Annotated in this window: 16 protein-coding genes and 2 pseudogenes; 14 read left to right on the top strand and 4 right to left on the bottom strand. The window is 54.3% G+C overall.

Features of this window, described 5'->3' with window-relative positions; genetic code table 11:
• Positions 1–706: 706 nt before the first annotated feature.
• A pseudogene (locus MHK05_RS10720) lies at positions 707–1904 on the top strand (IS3 family transposase).
• A gap of 324 nt (positions 1905–2228) precedes the next feature.
• Here the strand turns inward: MHK05_RS10720 and MHK05_RS10725 are convergent.
• The 3 genes and pseudogenes from MHK05_RS10725 to MHK05_RS10730 form a co-directional block, all read right to left on the bottom strand.
• A complete protein-coding gene (locus MHK05_RS10725) occupies positions 2229–2798 on the bottom strand; it encodes a tyrosine-type recombinase/integrase (protein WP_158093101.1) in 570 nt (189 codons plus the stop codon).
• Between the two features lie 411 nt (positions 2799–3209).
• A pseudogene (locus tag MHK05_RS11970) lies at positions 3210–3410 on the bottom strand (hypothetical protein); the annotation flags it as partial.
• 381 nt (positions 3411–3791) lie between these two features.
• The gene (locus MHK05_RS10730; RefSeq protein WP_239206709.1) at positions 3792–3989 is read right to left on the bottom strand and encodes a CsbD family protein; all 198 of its coding nucleotides are present in this window, start codon (positions 3987–3989) and stop codon (positions 3792–3794) included.
• 271 nt (positions 3990–4260) lie between these two features.
• On the opposite strand from MHK05_RS10730, the gene MHK05_RS10735 reads away from it, so the two are divergent.
• The 13 genes from MHK05_RS10735 (at position 4261) to MHK05_RS10795 (ending at position 15131) form a co-directional block, all read left to right on the top strand.
• Positions 4261–4725 (top strand): phage terminase small subunit, encoded by a 465-nt coding sequence (locus MHK05_RS10735; RefSeq protein WP_239206710.1) that lies wholly within the window; start codon positions 4261–4263, stop codon positions 4723–4725.
• Between the two features lie 4 nt (positions 4726–4729).
• The gene (locus MHK05_RS10740) at positions 4730–6346 is read left to right on the top strand and encodes a terminase large subunit domain-containing protein (protein ID WP_239206711.1); all 1617 of its coding nucleotides are present in this window, start codon (positions 4730–4732) and stop codon (positions 6344–6346) included.
• Positions 6343–7818 (top strand): phage portal protein, encoded by a 1476-nt coding sequence (locus MHK05_RS10745; protein ID WP_324291867.1) that lies wholly within the window; start codon positions 6343–6345, stop codon positions 7816–7818. The genes MHK05_RS10740 and MHK05_RS10745 overlap by 4 nt, the downstream gene beginning before the upstream one ends.
• Positions 7819–8535, top strand: coding sequence for a VG15 protein (locus MHK05_RS10750; protein ID WP_239206713.1), 717 nt, complete (start codon positions 7819–7821; stop codon positions 8533–8535).
• Positions 8536–8627: 92 nt separating this feature from the next.
• Complete coding sequence (locus MHK05_RS10755; protein ID WP_239206714.1) at positions 8628–9164, top strand: hypothetical protein; 537 nt, start codon at positions 8628–8630, stop codon at positions 9162–9164.
• Positions 9165–9194: 30 nt separating this feature from the next.
• On the top strand, positions 9195–9620 hold the full coding sequence (locus MHK05_RS10760) for a hypothetical protein (RefSeq protein ID WP_239206715.1): 426 nt from the start codon (positions 9195–9197) through the stop codon (positions 9618–9620).
• Between the two features lie 2 nt (positions 9621–9622).
• Positions 9623–10681: a major capsid protein gene (locus MHK05_RS10765; RefSeq protein WP_239206716.1), complete on the top strand. Its 1059-nt coding sequence runs from the start codon at positions 9623–9625 to the stop codon at positions 10679–10681.
• An 18-nt stretch (positions 10682–10699) separates the two neighbouring features.
• Complete coding sequence (locus MHK05_RS10770; RefSeq protein ID WP_239206717.1) at positions 10700–11083, top strand: phage head-tail connector protein; 384 nt, start codon at positions 10700–10702, stop codon at positions 11081–11083.
• Positions 11084–11430: 347 nt separating this feature from the next.
• The gene (locus tag MHK05_RS10775) at positions 11431–11721 is read left to right on the top strand and encodes a hypothetical protein (protein WP_239206718.1); all 291 of its coding nucleotides are present in this window, start codon (positions 11431–11433) and stop codon (positions 11719–11721) included.
• 114 nt (positions 11722–11835) lie between these two features.
• On the top strand, positions 11836–12102 hold the full coding sequence (locus MHK05_RS10780) for a hypothetical protein (protein WP_239206719.1): 267 nt from the start codon (positions 11836–11838) through the stop codon (positions 12100–12102).
• Between the two features lie 78 nt (positions 12103–12180).
• Positions 12181–13173: a phage tail tube protein gene (locus MHK05_RS10785; RefSeq protein WP_239206720.1), complete on the top strand. Its 993-nt coding sequence runs from the start codon at positions 12181–12183 to the stop codon at positions 13171–13173.
• 51 nt (positions 13174–13224) lie between these two features.
• Positions 13225–13854: a hypothetical protein gene (locus MHK05_RS10790; protein ID WP_239206721.1), complete on the top strand. Its 630-nt coding sequence runs from the start codon at positions 13225–13227 to the stop codon at positions 13852–13854.
• On the top strand, positions 13854–15131 hold the full coding sequence (locus tag MHK05_RS10795; protein WP_239206722.1) for a hypothetical protein: 1278 nt from the start codon (positions 13854–13856) through the stop codon (positions 15129–15131). Before MHK05_RS10790 ends, MHK05_RS10795 begins: the two co-directional genes overlap by 1 nt.
• Positions 15132–15181: 50 nt before the next feature.
• Here MHK05_RS10795 and MHK05_RS10800 read toward each other — a convergent pair whose 3' ends face one another.
• Positions 15182–18031, bottom strand: coding sequence for a DNA methyltransferase (locus MHK05_RS10800; protein WP_239206723.1), 2850 nt, complete (start codon positions 18029–18031; stop codon positions 15182–15184).
• Between the last annotated feature and the right edge of the window lie 12 nt (positions 18032–18043).

Genomic DNA, 18043 nt, shown 5'->3' on the forward strand with positions numbered 1-18043 from the left:
TCCGCCAAGATACGGTCCTCTACAAGACGGACCACACGGTCCTTCGCATCCTGGTCAAATTTTCTTGGCATATTCCAGATTTTCCCATCTACTCAGACGGAACAAAACCTGGGACACTTCAGTGGTTTATTTTTTTGACACACCGCGAGGTGACAAGAGTGCCACCGGGGTGTGCCAGCCACGAGGTAGTAGCCCCTTTAAAAGGGGCAATTTTAAAATTGGTTGCAGCGAAATCGCTCCAACCCGGCCAATTTTCATCGTGTGCCACGATACGTCACCAATTTTAAAAATTGGATACTTTAAAAATCCCCTGACCAGGAGTTTTAAACCTGCGGTTTAATTTTAAAATACCCGAAGACGCGTTTAAATGGGTACTTTTAAAGAGTACTTTATTACCCATTTACCCACGTCATCGTACGTTTTTACCGCGCCAGCGACCACCGTAGGTGGTCTAAGGGCGCAAGGGGGATAAAGGGCATAAGAGAGAGTGGCACACTTGGGGCAAGACCCCTGCGTGTGGTCGGCAAAGCCGACGCCTCTCTTATCCCCACATTTAAAAAAGACCCCACCCAGCGGGGTGAGGTCTACGGTGGCCTATTCGGCTTAAAATCTATGCAGCAACATTCAGTTGCTGGGGCCTGACCCCTTTTGGGTGGACACCTGATATCCAGCCCGGTTGGGTTAGGAAGAAAGGTAATCTACCACCATGTCCAGGTACTCCGAACAGTTCAAACGCGATGCCGTGGCCCTCTATGAGAACAATGAGGACCTCTCACTGAACGCAGCATCAGCAGAGCTCGGTATCAACCGTGCCTCGCCGCATTCTTGGGTCAAGAAGTACGGCACCGGCAAACGTGCGCGCATTAAAGCCGTGCATGAGAAAGCCCAAACGGCGAACAATTCCGAACGGATCCGCCAGCTAGAAAAGGAAGTCTCTAAACTACGCGAAGAACGCGATACCCTGCGCAAGGCCGCGAAGTATTTTGCTTAAAGAGACTCACTGGTGATCCGCTTCCAGTTTGTCTATGCCCACCAAACCGAATACTCGGCTCACACGGATGTGCCACGTTTTAAAGCTCAATCGCTCCTCGTTTTATAAATGGGTCCAAACCCGTGAAAAGCTCAGGTTAAAGATGTGTTCCGATGCCCTTATTGGTGCGAGAATTACAACCATCTTCGATGATGAGCACGGGCTTTATGGTGCTAAACGCATCGCTGCAAGCCTCAACAGTGATACGAATTTCGGCCCGATAAATCACAAGAAAGTCGCACGCATCATGAAATCCATGGGACTTAAAGGCTTTACCAAGCGCCGCCGATGTGCCACTACCAGGCGCAAGCCTGGCCACCGTGTCATGCCGGACTTAGTAGGCCGTAAATTCACAGCCACCGAGCCGAACCGCATTTATGTTGGCGACATTACCTACCTGCCCTGTAAGGGTGGCAAGAACATGTATTTGGCCACAGTCATTGACACGTATTCACGGAAACTTGCAGGTTATTCGCTCGCAGACTGTCAGATGCGAGTGTCACTGGTCGTCGATGCAATAGCCCGCGCGCACGGTGTGCGTGGCAGTCTTGACGGGGCTGTATTCCATTCCGATCACGGCAGTGTGTACAGCTGACAAGCCTTTAGGAGCTATTGCTCGTCGTTGGGTGTGCGCCAATCCATGGGCGCGGTAGGAACGAGTGCGGATAATGCCCTGGCAGAGTCGTTTAACGCTACTTTAAAGCGGGAAGTCTTACGTGATAGGAAAGTCTTTGACAATCCCATTATCTGCCGGCAGGAAGTCTTCCGGTGGTGCATGCGCTACAACACGCGCCGGCGACACTCGTGGTGCAACCTTCTAGCTCCCGATGCCTTCGAAGCACTCACATCAGCTACACTGACCAAAGCAGCATAGCTAACCCCCGACGTGTCCACTGTCCGGGGGTCAGGTACCCAGTAGTGCGTTGCACTGACCGGTCAGTTCTTGCCGCTGTTCGGTAAGGGTGTCGTCCTCTGGGGCGAGCGCGCGCCGCGGCGTGTCCAGGCCGACATCGACAGCACGGTGGTCTACCGTGCTGCGAAATTGATCAGAGACGACGACTAGCTGTAGCCCTGCTACACGCCCTGTACGGTCTTCTGAGGTCTGTTAGGGTTCGTCGGCAGTAGTGCCTCAATTCGGTCTCTGGCGGTAAGAAACCCGTCTCAGCATTCGTTCTGAGGCGGGTTTGTGTTCGTCTCGTTAGTTCCTTGCGGCGCGTCGTGCGAGTTCGTTCATGCGTTCTTCTGCGGCTTCTTGGTAGTGCATCGCGCTGGCGACGTCTGAGTGTCCTAGCCATGCCATGATCTCTGCGAGTGTAGCCCCTGCCTGTGCAAACCGTGTGCCTGAGTAGTGCCGCAATGCGTGGAAGTGTAGGTCTGGGCGTCCTGCTTGTGTTCGCGCCTTTCGCCAGTGGTACTGGAAACCTGAATAGGTAACGTTGAGCAGTTGGTCTCCGTGCGTGTTTACGTGGTCTGCGATTGATCGTGCGTCGTTGCCGAAGACAGTTACGCTGCGCACTCCGGCTCGTGACTTGGGCCGTTTGACTTCGCGGGTGCCGCCTGCGAGTCGTACCTCTGCCTTGTCCACGTTGATGTGCACGGCGTCGATCTCGCCGCGTTCGTCCCGTGTGACCGTGAAGTCATCACGTGTCAGTGCTTGTATCTCTCCCCAGCGCAAACCCGCCGCTGCTGCAGTAATGACTGGGTAGCGAAGGTGTTCAGGCATCGCCTCAATAATGATGTCTAGCTCTGAGTCGGTTGGTGCCGTCACGGTGAGTTCTGTGGATGTCTTCGACCCGCCGCGTACCCTGCACGGGTTTTTTGCTATGAGTCCGTCTTCCTCGGCGGTCTTCAACACGCTCTTCATCAGGTCGTATTGGCGTCCTACAGACGTCTTCTTGCCGGATTTGAGTTGTTCTGCGTGCCACGTTCGTACTTGGTCGGGCGTGATCGCGTTGATCGGCATGTCGGCCCATACGCTGAGCCTGTCGGTGAGATAGCGCCTGTACTCCTCGCGTGTTCTGCTGGCGAGCCTATCTCCCTGTGAGTTCGTGCGGGTGTCAACCCATTGTGTTGCGTATTGCTTGAACGTGACTGCACCTCGCTGTCGTTCTGCCGCCTCGCGTGCTTGGGTCTCTTCTCGTTCGCGTGGGTGTGTCCATGCGTGCTGGGCTATGAGGGCGTGTTCGCTGGCGAGCCACACTTCTGCGTCTGCACGCCTGTCATATGTGGTTGGTCCTGTGATGCGTTTGCGGGTGCCTTCTGCTGACGGGTCCGGGTAAGACGCTTGCCAGCGTCCGGAGGGCAATTTCTTGATTGACCCCCACCGTGCGCGGCGTCCTCGTGATTGTGGCATGCGCTCCTCCTTGCGTGCTACATACATGCTACATCTATTGGCACTGATTGACGTTCAATGGCGTTCAATGTCGTCAATAAACGTTTATATGCAGGTATTTTATATTTCTACCTTAATTACTCTACCTGGTTCGAGCCCAGTTGGAGGAGCGGTGTATCCACCCCCTCTTACCAGCATAAATGCTGGTGAGAGGGGGTTTCTTACTTTTTGGCTTCCAGTAGTTTCCAGTCGTTTCCAGTCGTTTCCAGTGGCTTATGTCGTCAAAATGTCGTCAAAATGTCGTCACAAAACAGGACCAAAATCCCAGCTCCACCACCCTATTCACACCAACAACCTCACCACACAAACAAATAAACCCCGCCCTGTCGACGCTGAGTCAACAAGACGGGGCCAAATGCAGCGAGAAAACTACTTCTTTAGGTCGCCAATGAACTTATTAAAGCCTTCCTTAATGTGCTCACCAGCGTCGTGAAGCTTGTCTTTGGCTTCGGAAGTGGCCTGCTCGCCCTTACCTTCATTGGCTACCTTGCCATTGTCGGTAGCTTCGCCGTAGGCCTCTTTAGCTTTTCCGACGAGATTATCCTTCTTGTTTTCAATATCACCCATGGTCAGCTCCTTACTTTTGTACTCGGGGTGGAACAACTAACACTACCCTTCTTTTACCTGTCAATGTCTCGAAACTTTATTTTTGCCAACCCTCCGCCACAACATCAGTGCCAATAAAAAGGCCTCGGGCCAAAACTAGCCCGAGGCCTCTCCCCCGAATTTGCAGTATCTCTAGATCCAGTACCCCCCCGATGACACTGCCACAACTAAGCATAGCACACTATAATAGAACTTATCACCTATTATCCGCTTATTATTTTGGGGGAAAGTAATGGCAGGACGTGGTCCAACACCGAAGAATCCAAAATCACGTGCGAGAAGGAACCAACAAAACATCGAACAACGAGAAATCGTTGTCACTTTCGTACCGCAGCCCAAACTCACCGACATCTACGGCCCTACCAACCCCGCCACAGACGAGCCCTGGACAAACCAAACACTCCGCTTCTGGGACACCTTGTCCGAGTTTCCACCATTGAAGACTCAAGGCCTCCAAGAAACTCAGTGGCTCGATTTAGCACGCACCATGATTCTCGACGATGCCTACAACCGCGGCGACACCAAACTCGGCCCAGAACGTCGCCTACAACTCGCCCAATACGGCATTACGCCTGACAGTCTTGCCCGCCACCGCATCACCATGGCCACCGCAGACGAAGCTGAAGACAAGCGTCGCGCTTCCCGCGCTGCAGCAGACGTACGCGGACGCTACCGTAGCCTGAAGGCGGTGGACTAACCCTATGCCTTTTAAGCCCCGAGAACCTGGAGAATTCCCCTCGCTCGGCTGGGAATGCCTGGCATGGATAGAAGAAAACCTCGCCCAGCCAGACTGCGCCGAATACCAACCCCTGGTACTTACACCTGAACAAGCTCGCTTTATTCTTCGCTACTACAGACTCGACCCTGAAACTGGACAACGTGTCTATACACGCGGCATTCTCTCCCGCCCTAAAGGCTGGGGTAAGTCGCCAATCATGGGCGCTATTGGCGCACTCGAAGCACTAGGCCCAGTATGTTTCGGCGGGTGGGACGCATCAGGGCAGCCTGTGGGAGTTCCATGGTCTGAATTCACCACACCGAAAGTACAATTTGCCGCAGTCAATGAGGACCAGTCCAAAAACGCTTATGGGCCGCTGCTAGAGATGCTGCGAGACGGCCCAGCCATGCAAAACTACGACATTGACCCAATGGAAACGTTTGTCGCTCTTCCTAAAGGCCGCATCGAATTCATTACCGCGGGAGCATTGTCAAAAGAAGGCGGCAGGCCTGTATGGTTTTCTGCCGACCAGACCGAGGCGTGGACTCAAAGCAACGGTGGCGTGAAGCTAGCTGCAGTACTACGCCGCAACACAGGCAAGCTAGGTGGCCATTCTATCGAGACCCCTAACGCCTATAGGCCAGGCAGTGGTTCGGTTGCTGAGGAAACGTTTAAAGCTCTCGAGCTGCAGCAGCAGGGGCGGCTTAAGCGAGAAACGATTCTGGTGGACCATCGCGAAGCGCCAGAGGATACGGACTTAGCTGACCATGATTCTCTCTATGATGGTCTGGTTCATGCTTATGGTGACTCGGCTAAAGATAATGGTGGCTGGGTGGATATTGAGCGTATTATCACCGAAATTTGGGACCCTTCAACGGACCCTTCCGACGCGCGACAGTTTTACCTTAATCAGATTGTCTCTTCGTCCGATTCCTTCCTCTCCCACCTCGAGGTTGATGCGATTGAGGATAGGGATAAGGCTGTACAGCCAGGCGATAAGATAGTGCTGGGTTTTGATGGTTCTAGAGGTCGTGTGCGTGGTAATGCGGATGCAACCGCGCTGATTGGGATGCGCGTAACAGACGGGCACCTGTTCGAGATTGCAGTGTGGCAGTCGAAGAACCCACGAGACCCGGACTGGGAGCCAGATACGCGCCAAGTAGATGCAGTCGTACGCGATTGTTTCTCTCGATATCGTGTCGTAGGCATGTACTGCGACCCGTCTGGCTGGACAGAGCACGTTTCAGCGTGGGAGGCAGAATTCGCCCCGAAGCTGAAGGTGAAGGCAACTTCGTCGCACCCCATGATGGCGTGGCCGAGGGGTAAAAGCGCCGCGGTGTATCAATCATTAAGTGAATTTCGACAGGCGGTGGTCAACCGGGATATTACCTACGATGGCGGCCCGTATTTGCGCGCTCATTTGCTGAATGCAAAGCGTAGGGAAACGCGGACTGGATATTTGCTTTATAAGTCGTCACCGGAGTCTGCTGATAAAATTGACGCAGCGTATGCAGCAGTCATGGCCTATAAGTGCTACTTGGATGCTGTGTCTCGAGGGGTGTCAAAGCCGAAGAAGAAGAGGGGGTCATTCGTTTTATGATTCGGGGGCTAACGCAAAATGAAGAAGACATTCTAGGTGTATTAACGACTGAAGTCACAGGACACCAGCAGGGCAATAAGCAGCTGGCGTCATACTATGATGGAACGCATCGTGTGCAGCGCATTGGCGTGGCTGTGCCTCGTACATTGTCGGATATTGGGGTTGTTTCCGGATGGCCGGCAACCGTGGTGGATACCTACGGTGATTTGCTACGCATGGATGGGTTCATCTCGCCGGACTATGGCGAAGAGATGCGGCTTGTCACGCGTCGGTTTAATGTTCCGCTTCGAGTCTCTGAAGCTATCTTGGACATGTTGATTTTCGGTCTGGGTCTACTAGCTATAGAGCCCGACCCACACGGCGTATTCCGCCTGCGGTCAGTATCGCCCTTATCTGGCTCGCTGTTGTGGGATGACGCCACAAACGGGCCAGTGGCCGGGTACCGCCGCTCGGGGGTTAATTCCGACGGCGTGTATCGCGAAGTACTCTACCTGCAGGGCGAGGTAATCGTGATTTCTAAGGACTCGACCGATGTGGGCAAGGTGCGTTCGGTAGAGCGGCATCCTGTGCCTGGTGGCGGATTCCCAATGTTCCGTCTCCGTAACCGCCTGCGGACATCGCATTGGTCTGGACAGTCAGAAATTACCCCAGCCGTGCGGTATCTTACCGACGCTGCCGCCCGTACTTTGGAAAACATGGAGTACAATTCCGAGTTTTATGCCTCCCCACAACCCTGGGCCACCGGCGCCTCACCCGAAGACTTCGGCTACGACCCAGAGGGCATGACGGAGTTCGACCGCGTTGAAATGGGCTGGCGTACCTCTATCGGCAAAATGCTTGTCATCAACGGCGATGAGGACGACCCCAAGCAGCCCAGTGTCGGACAATTCGCGTCGTCTCCCCCAACTCCATTTATCGAGCAGGTACGTGCCTATTCTCAGTTGATTGCTTCTGAGTCAAAGATTCCTGCACAGTATTTTGGTTTCATGACGGAAAATCCGCCGTCGGGTGACTCGATTCGTGTGTGGAAAGAGCAACTGATTCGCGCATCTGAAATTAAGACGGAGTTAATGAATCCGGATTTGCTGGAGCTGGCCCGCGTACTGGTGCAGGTGTCCGACCTCGACCAGGACGTCGACATTGAGGACCTCGTCGACGGGCTCGAAGTGGATTGGCGTGACCCGGCTACTGCGTCCAAGGCCGCTGATGCTGATTGGGCTCTAAAGCTACTGACTTCCGGAGTACTCGCCCCCGATTCCGAAGTACTGCTGAAGAACCTGCATTTTTCGGCGGCTGACCGGCTTCAAATCGAGCAGGAGAATCGAAGTAAACGCCTATCCCAATTAGCGAAAGTGCTGGAGGCATCTTCAGCCGAGGAACAATCACCCGAGGATACCCCGACTAAGAGCCCGGAGGATTCTGCACCGTCTCCACGACAAAAGGCCAGCGAAGATGCCAAGGAGGCACGTTAGATGGATGTGCAGCGTCCCTGGACGTCGATTACACCTGTAGTCGATTCCATTGCACGTAAAGCTATTGAAGACTTGAACTCTCGAGCTCGAGTTATTCCGGACCTTACTGCTGACCCTTATCGGCAAAAGGAGCTTTTGCGCCAGATGGTGAGAGAGACTATCGACTCGTATGGCATGGCCGTCTCTGATGCCACAATGGTGTGGCTAGAGGAGCAGGAAGACCACATGGGTATGCGGCCAGTGGAGTGGAAACCACGTCGGGTGGATTCTCACCAGGTTGAGGCGCGTATGGCGCATGATTTCGCGCCTTTGTTCTTCGAGGAGCAGGGTTATAATCGGACGTTAAATTCGATGGGGTTTATCGTCGCCGATGAGTTGTATTCCCGTCAGCGGAAGAATGCAGAGCATACGGCCTGGAAGGGTGGGGGTTCGTGGGCTCGTGTTGCGCATCCTGGGGCGTGTGCTTTTTGCACCCTTTTGGCCTCTCGCGGGTTTGATTACACTTCCCGTTCTGCTGCTGGTGGTGGTTATTCCGGTGCTCACTTTCATGACCATTGCCGGTGCCTTGTGATATGCCGTAAGCGCGGCCATGTTGAGCTTCCAGAATCGACGATTAGAGCGCAAAAGATTTATAAGAAAGCTCACGATGAAGTCGGTAGTACGGAGCCGGATGTTTTGTTGCGGGCGATGCGTCAGGTGGGTGACCTGAGTAAATGAACAGGTGTGCTATTGTGTGGTGTGGTTACGGTTTGTATCCGAAAGGGATGAATGAGGCCGTAGTCCACAAACTGAACATTTAGGGGGACGCTGTGTCGCACGAGGACGCAAACGCTGAAAATTCCGAAAAGGAAACCACCAGCCAGGATTCCGCAACCAACGCCGCAAAGGCGGAAACCGAAACCGCATCAACTGACTACCGTAAAAAGTACGAAGACATGCGGGCCCACTCTCGCACGTGGGAAAACCGGGCGGAAAAATCGTTAGCGCAAGTTGAGCAACTTACCGCAGATAAAGAGGAACTCGAGTCCACGATTAAAGACCTACAATCCGAGCTTTCGACGGCTCATAGCCAAGTTGAAGATGCTCAGCATAATCGTGATTTGATTATCCACATTGCGGCACTCGGCGGCGACGTAGAGCAATTATTCGACTCGAAAAGCTTCTGCGCAGCCGTCGATAAAATCAACTCTGACGACGACGATTACGAATCCACGCTTAAAGACCTCATCGGCAAGCACTCCCCCGCCGCCCCTTCACCGTCGCGGCTTACCTGGGAATCTCCGAATCAGGGCATTTCTCGGGGTGAGGAGCTGTGGCAAAGGCGTAAAAAGCGCCAGGGGGCGTAGTCCGCATTCATCACATCATCGGGGGATATTATGCACTTTCGGCCAGAATTTGACCGTTACTCTCCCAGCGACTTGTCGTGGCTGGGCTCTCGCCACGCAGTAGACAACGCCGAAACCGGCACGCTGGGCGAAAAGACTACCCATATTCGCACATCCGTCCTGCCCTCTGGCACCGCCTTGCACCGCGAAGGCGACTACTGGGTACCAGTAACGTCCAAGACCCAGTCCGTGGACGGGTTCTTGCTGACCGACCAGGACAACAATCCAGGCGAGGTTGTACCCATCCTGTGGCACGGCCGTGTTCGCATTGACCGTCTTCCGGATTCCAACAACCGCGTGAACATCGCAGATTGCGACCATGCAGAGTTCACATTCGTGCACGAACCGCACGGTTCCTTGTGGAATGAGGATGGTTCCACCAACTTCGATGCCATCGGCGACGTACGGGAGGATTAATCATGGGTTCTACGCAAATTTGGAACGAGGTCCTCTCACCGGAGGACCTGACTATCTACGCCAACCACTACCTGAACGACCTGCAGACCGCCGGCGGCTCCCTGTCTGCTTACTTCCCCGACCAGCTAATCAACGACATGTTCTTTAGCTGGATGACTGAACAGGACACCGGCCGACTCGCAGAGGTTCGTTCTGCAGATGCTGAAACGCCGATTGGTTCTATGGGCGGCGGTCATAAGGCCATGATGCAGATGCCACTTATCGGACAGAAGGTCCGTATCAACGAGATGGACCAGCTGCGTAGCTTCCACCAGGGTGATTCCCAGTTCCAGGAAGATGACATGACCAAGGCCACCGAGACCGTAGTGCGCGCAGTTGCTAACCGTGTCGAGGTCGCCCGCGGTGACGTTCTCACCACCGGCCGTGTCCGCTATATCGAAAATGGCGCCATCGTTGACGCCGGCATTGGCCGCGATGAGGAATTCGAGGTCACCCCGAAGAAACACTGGGATGACCAGGACTCCGGCGCCCTGGAAGACATCATCTCGTGGGCTATGGACTATGAGGATGCCAACGGTACTAAGCCGGGCACCATTATTGCCTCGCCGAAGGTTATCCAGAAGCTGCAGACGAATAAGCAGTTCCGCGATGCGGCCAACACTACGGGCGAATTGGCGCGCGTATCGTCTGGCGCTATCAACGCCGTGCTGCAGGACCAAGGACTTCCGGGGATTACGTCGTATTCTCGTTCTGTGCGTGATGGTAAGGCTGCTCGCCGCATTCTCGATGAGAATACTTTGTACTTCCTTCCGCCAGAGACTCAGTCTGGTCTTTTGGGCTATACCGTGTGGGGCCAGACGGTGGAGATGCATTCTCCGGAGTACAACCTGTCTGGCGCTGGTCAGATTGCGGTGGGCGCTTGGCGTGAGAACGACCCGATGGCGTATTGGGTTCGTGCTAATTGTGCTGTTCAGCCCATTTTGACGAATCCGAATATGGCCATGGTGGCTCACGTGGTTAAGCCGGGGCCGTCGAAGAAGGCTGGCCGTAGCGATAAGTAGTCCTGTTTGGGGGTTCATGTGGACGCGTACTGCACGATTGACGACGTTACTGACCGTTTGACTATTGAGCCGGATAAGGACGATGAGCGCCTTATTGTGGCGATGGTGGAAGAGGCGACTGTCGCTATTGATGCTTACTTGGGTAAGCACTTTGATAGGTCAGTTCCGCCGGCGGTTCGTGTGGTGTGTGCCCGTGTGGCTGCCCGAGCTGTCTCTCGTGGCTTGTCGTCTGCTCCTGTGGGGGCTGAGTCTCAGTCGTTTACTGCGGGCCCGTTTTCGACGAGTCAGAATTTTGGGTCGAATTCGAATGCCGGCGGTGTTTTTCTAACGGCTGAGGATAAGCGCATGTTGCGTTCGGTTGGGGGTGGTCGTCGTGGCGCGTTCACGGTCTCGCTCTACTGAGTCGGGGTATCCGCTTCCTTTCCGCGTGCAGGTTCGCCATCGTGAGGATTCGGGGGAGGATTCTTTCGGTAATCCGGTAACCAGATGGGGTGGTCCTCAGGTTGTGCGGGTTGCTGGTTGGTCTATTAGTGATTCTCCAGAATTCGGCCCAGATGACGAGGACGTTCGACGTGTAGATTGGGCGGGGTCGTTGTTCACTCTTCCTGGTGAAGTGTTTGCTGGCGATTTGGTCCATCTGGGCGGTGTTGATTTCGTGATTGCCGATGGTGGTCATGATTTCACGCATGGGCCGTGGTGGAACCCGGGCTTGGCGGAGTATAGGCTGCGTATTTTTGAGGGGGTTGAGCGTGGCTGACAGCTTTAAGTTCAAGATGAATCACCAGTTTTTTAATCGCGTGCTCAAGGAATCATCGGAGACTAAGCATCTGGTTGATAACAAAGCCGAGGAGTTCCGGTCGAAGGTCGGCGAACACTACGTCGTCAAGGAAGCGGAACCTGGTCATCGTAGGTGGCGTGCGCTTATCGTGCCGACTCCGTATGACTGGGAGGCCTATGGCCATGAAAAGAAGCACAATGCTTTGCAAAAGGCTGTAGGTGCCTACCCGGTCGCGTCGAAGTCACCGAAGAAGGGGGCTTAAGTAATGCGGCATCCGTCTGCGATTGTTGTTTCTTGTTTGAAACGCTGGTTTCAAGGCTCGGAGTTTGATGGGGTGTATGTGGCAACGAAGGTACCAGATGAGTTATCTGGGCCTATGATTCGCGTCGATGCTGCCGCCCCTAACCGGGAAACGCCAGTGACTGACCGTACTCGGATTATGCTTCAGGCTTACGGCACAGATGATGAGTACTGCGTGGACTTACTGTCCGCCTGTCTGGAGGGTATGGAGGTCTCCTATCGCGCGGAGGGGGATATTTTGGATTGGGATACTGATACCGACCCGTATATTTTCCCTGACCCAGATAGACCATCTGCGGTGCGGTGGCAGGCTGGTGGCACATTGTGGACAGCGTTAAGTTAAGTAATTTTCATGTATAATATGTGGTAACTGCCCTGCTTGGGGTGGTTACTCGGGGTAAAAAAATTTGGGGGAATTCGCATGTCACGTATGCGACAAAACATTGTTGTCGGCGCGCCCGAGGTCAAAAGCGGCGGCGCCGCATGGATTGGCATGGCGGGCATCAACCCGCTGCAGACGCCACACTCTGCCTCTGTCAGGGTGGCTGCACTGCCGGCAGTCAACAAGTTCAGCCCGGCTGGCTACATCAGCGAGGACGGACTCACCAAGACTGTCGACCGTGACACCGAAAAGGTCATGGACTGGGATGGTGACACCATGGCAGTGCTGCAGTCCAACCACTCGGTGCAAATCAAGTGCAAGTTCCACGAGATTGTCAATTCTCATGTAGCCACTGCTGTTATGGGCGAAGGCAACTTCCGTTCCCGTCATGATGGACGAGCAGTCCAGATGATTGACAACGCTACGGAAACTCCGTACCGCTCATTCATTTTTGATATTCACGGCGGCGAAGACCTGAAGGGACGCTTGTTCATCCCGAATGGTCGCGTCACCGAGCTCGACGACCAGGTGTTCTCGCGAGGAGAAGTCGTAGGCTTTGATGCCACGATTGAGTGCTTCCCGGATGAAAAGGGAAACAACCTCTACACCTACATTGACCGCCGCAACGTTAAGAAGGATGATGATGACCGCTTCCCAGATGATGGGCTACCGGTTGTATCCCTGGCAGAAATTGAAGACATTGTGCGCAATGCTCTCAATGGGCTGCCTATCTCGCCGGATTTGGTTGCGGGCTTGTTCTACTCGCTCATTGACGGTAAGGGCGGATTGAACCTTGATTTCATCGAAAAGCTCGCGAAGCACCTTGCGCCGCTTAACGGCGTGGACGATTTGCTGCAGCTGATTTCCGACCTGGTAGAGGGCAAAGACGCCGCCACGCTGATTAAGGACGTGGAAGCACTACCGTTTACTCCGCTCAATCGTCACAACCGTTGGGCCCAAGCAGTTGTAGACCTGCTTACCGGCTCCGGCGGACGTCAAACCATTGATGACCTAACCGGCGGCATCATCTAAACACTCACCTATTCGGGGAATTGTAAACACTACATTTTGGGGGTATATTTCATGGCTGATAAGGATAGCCTACTTTCTCAAATCACTAACTCCATCCGCGACCTGCAGCAGGAAGGCGGAGTGGAAAAGGACACCGCCGATTCTCTTACCGGCATGTTCTCTAATTTCAATACCATCATCGACAAGATTTCCGAATCGATTCCGCAGCAGGTCTCCATGCTGGGCCGCACCGTCAAAGACGCAAAGACGCTCGTAGATGACCTCAAGCAGATTCTCGGCGGACCATTGGTATTCCCAGGCACTGGCGTTCCCTCTGCAATCAAGGGCATCGAAGACGCACAGACTCGCCTGCACGACCTAGTCTCCGAGCAGTTCGGTGATACTGACATTCTGCCGGAGAAGGCTGCCGAGCACGTCAAAGAACTAGCAGACCACGCCAGCAAGGTCGGTTCCGCTATTGACGAGTTTGTCGGCTCTTCCTACGCAAAGAAGCTCTTTGACGGAATCACCCCGGGCGATGGCTTCCCAGAACTAGTAAGCAAGTTCGATGCTCTCCCGGAAGCTGACCGCAAGAAGCTCACCGACCTGCTCACTGGAATCGGTTCTTCCGCCCAGCTAATCGGTTCCACCCTCGTAGACATTCTTCGCGCATTCAACGAGGACACCAAGGAGGAAAAGTAATGGAATACAAGTACACTGACCGCGATACCTATGGTGAGTTCAACCCCACCCGCCTCGTGGACCGCCTTGAGTCTGCAGGCGTTATTCCACACGAAATGGCAGACGCACTCACCCAAGCCTCTAGTGCTCTGCTGAACCTGGGTGACGATACTCGCAGTGAAGTGGAAAAGGCTATTTCTACCCTGGTGGGTGAAGCTGAAAGCGGCCAGGAAGTCCTGGATACCCTCAAGGCGAATATCGATACCGCTATTCATGAACCGGACCCGCTGAAGAAGGTTGCCGACTTTAAGTCCGCGGCTGATGAGCTCGTTGATGGGCTTGAGGACCAGCTGAAGGACCTTGGTCTGGAGAAGGTCTCTGACCTTTCTGAGATTCGTTCTGTTGCCCGTGACTTTGCTGAGGCGTTGGATACGCTGAATGCTTCGGCACCGATTGCACAGGTGGTCAAGAAGCTGCCTGGTGGTGCACTGCCTGGCCATGTGTTGGAGGCTTTGGCTGAGCTGCGGCAGGATGAGCTTGATGAGCTGGCGAAGCACTTTGACGCTGTCACTGAGCGTGGTGGCAAGCTCATTGGCGAGTTGGCTTCCTTGGGCGCTGATGAGGCTGTGCACAAGGCTGTGAAGGCTGCTGAGGGATTGTCTCCGTTGCTGGCTGTGGCTCTGGCAGCGGGCTCCGTTGTTGCCCAGGGCGCTGAGGCGGTCAAGGGCATTGTTGATTTGGGCGTGGCGGTGAAGGCTGCTCTTATCAAGGGCTTGTTTACCGCGGGCAAAGGCCTTCTAGCTGCTCCGGTTATCGCGCAGTTTAAGGCAGCAAAGAAGCTGCCGTTTATTGTTGTTGCGCTGCAGATGTTCAATCATCATGAGGTGCGTCAGGCGCTGCTGCACGTATTTAACGAGGTGCTTATTAACGCACTGACAGCGTTTAACACTAAGGCCGTGGTCAAGGCTGTTCGCGCGGCGGTGGACTTCCTTGTTCTGTCTACGCCGATTCGCGTTGCGGTACGTGGCAATAACCTGTTGAAGATTCTCAATGGGCTGAACATCGGCCGCATCCTCTTCAATGTGTTCTTGCTGTCGCGTATCCCGCAGCTGGGACATCTTCCGGTTCGTGGCTTGGGTCTGCGTGGTGTTGAGACTTTGGCTGGCGGCCTGTTTGCAAACTGGCGCGTGCTGAAGACCGTGCTGACTCCATTGGCCCTGAAGCCGGGCGTTCTTATCGGCGATGTGGTAGCGTTAACCGTGGTCGCGTACCTGGTCGTTGGTGCGTTGACTATTTAGGGAATAATGTCCATGGAGCCAAGGGGCTGAAGGAATCCTCCTTCGGCCCCTTACTTCCTGGTTAACTCGGCGTAGCTAACAAACAGTAGCTCTTGGCGCTGGCGCTCGGTAGTAAGTTTGCGTGGAGCGCCAAAGGCTTTGTCTACTTCTCGGTCAAGCGCGTTGTGAGCCTTAACCAACTCCGGGGACATTGCAAGGGGGTTGTAGTGCTCAGCCAGTGAGCGTTCTGGGTGCAGCGCGCGAGCTTCGAGCACCTTCTTGCCTGCTTTAATAATGCGCTGGCGCGTCTTCTCGTCCAACTCTGGCACAGGGAAAGTGTTCCACGTCAAGGTATTAGCAAAGCGGATTCGCGATTCAAGTCTGCCGCCGATGGTTTTCTGCCATGTGATGAACATCGACGACGACGCTAGCGCAAACATCAGGCCGTCTGGGTCTTGAGCATGAAATACTAGGTCAGAAGCAATTACGTTTGATGGATACCTTTGTACGGTGAAATACGAGCGGCGTTCGCTTACTACCTTCGGCAAGCAAAGGTAGTCAGTATCCGGTTGCGACCGCTGGCCGAATAAGTGCGGAGTTTCAGCCATTTTCCGTGTACTTGCCGCTTTACTGTCGGCCCGGAAAGCTTTGACTGCTTCTAGACGCCTTTTCAGCACCGGACTCTGAGCAATGTCTGACGGTGCTACATCTATAAGCCATAGACACCACCGATCTAAGCCGTTCATTAGCTCTCGACTACCCCGGAAAGGACGAACATACTTTGCCGCTACGGGGTCACTCATAACCCCGTTGTATTCGTCTACCTCAACTAGAAGGTTGCCGCCATCTCGCGCCATATTTCCGAAGGTTGCGGGCGATATTTCCGACGAAATAGGATGCCGGGATTTATCGACAAGAACATTAGGGCCGTCAACCAGATAGCCATTAATGGACTGGCCTACTTCCACTGAGACTGGCTCGCCCTTTACGTCGGGATAATCCCACAGACGTGGACGTGGTTGACTCTCCTTATCGAAACCAACAATAACGCAGTGAACAGCAGCTTTACCGGGTGCCTCAGAGTCCCAAGCAAACGTGCGGTGAGCGAAACGAATACGCCACCCTGCTTTGAAGATAGGGCCAAACAGCCGTGGCACTTGATCGCCTTGAGTAATTGAATTGGTGGTGACAAACGCAAAACGACCTTCTCGGGACTCAAAGAAGTCCAAGCACTTCGCATGCCAGCCCGTGACGTAGTCCAAGCGTGATATATCATTAGTGCCCCACAAGTCTCGGAGTTCTTGAGTTTGTTCAGCAGTTCTCGTCGCATGCCCCAAAAACGGTGGGTTGCCGAAGATATAGGTCTTGGTGGCAGAAGCTGGGAGTATGTCTGCCCAATCAAGTTGCAGGGCGTTGCCATGGTGAATGTGTGCGGTAATCTTAATCGGCAACCGCTCAGGAGGCCTACCCACAGCGTTGGCAAGCTCCTTGTTGGCCTGATGGTCTACAAGGAACATGGCAGTCTCAGCAATTTTGGCAGGCCACCAGTTCAACTCGAAGCCGTAGAACTGCCCAATTGATAGCTTCTGCTCCCACTCAATATTTAGCGACATACCAGTCTCACCACGGCGTTGGCGGATAGCGACAATGATGTCTGTTTCAATCCGCCGCAGTTCCCGATACGCCAAAAGTAGGAAGTTGCCGGAACCACAGGCCGGGTCGCAAAAGACCAGCTCGGCCAAAGAGTCACGGAAGCGCTCTAATGCGGCTACCGACGTCGACGGAGAAGACACCAGCTTGTCTGCCTCTGCGCGGAGCTCGTCTAGGAAAAGCGGGCCGATGGTCTTCATAATGTTGGCCTTGGATGTGTAGTGTTCGCCGTCGCTGCGGCGAACTTCCTTCGATTTCACCAACTGGAACAAAGAACCAAAGACGGAGACGTCGATAGTTGACCAGTCGAAGTCGCAGGCAGCAAGCAGGGCTTTACGCATCTGGTAGTCGAAGTACTCCGAGGCCAACGGCTCAGCAAACAAAGCACCATTGACATACGGAAATTTCGCTAGTGTGGCTGGTAGTCTTTTTGACCGCTTTTCTTCGGCGGTGTTAAGTACGTCGAATAGTGCGTTGAGCTGTAGCCCTAAGGTTTCTGGGGTGGTTTCATTGCGCACAAAATCAGCAAATAGGTGCGGGGTATCCCAGAGCCCTGCATCGTCACCGAAAAGAAGGAAGAGGATTCGGGTGAGGTAGATAGAGGTACGCATGACGCGCTCATCTTCTTCCTCCGGCGTGGTGGGAGCGTCATCGCCGACTGCCTCGTCCACGTCATCGCCGTTCATGGCGCGGAAGAGCTCAACCATCAGGCGGGAGGCTTCCAGGGACGCCTTTTCTTCCTCCCGATATTGGGAGGTTTCGTAGTCGGCGAGGAAAGCGAGTTGTTCGACGTGCTCGTCAATCTCCTCTAGGGGAAACGTAATATCCCAGTCGGCGCTATCGCCGACATAGTTGCGGTTCAGGCGGGTAACCCGCAGAGTCTCGAAGTTGGAACAGACAACATAGGCCGGCATGTGCGAGTTCGCGATAGTACCGCCCAATAGGTAGTCGAGGGCCTGGGCGTGGGCGTCGTCGAGTGGGACGCCGAGGGACTTGGCCTCGCCTATGACTTTGCCGGGCATGAACATGTCGATTTTGCCGGTGCGCCCGGTTGAGGCGCGTTTTGCGCTGCGTTGGTACAGGTACAAATCGCGGGCGTTGACACCGAAACAGTCGAGTAGGTCGCCCCAGAATTGTTGGTCGTGACTCGACTCGGTCGCGGGACGGTTTTCCGCCTTCCACTGCTTAATGTGGGCAAGCCACCGGAGTTTGAATTCGGTGAGGTTGTGGCGAATAGTGGCGCGGTCGAAGGCGGTGGTCGTTGTTGGCATTTTAGTATGTTG

It is taken from the genome of Corynebacterium nasorum, from assembly GCF_022347325.1.
GTDB lineage: Bacteria > Actinomycetota > Actinomycetes > Mycobacteriales > Mycobacteriaceae > Corynebacterium > Corynebacterium kefirresidentii.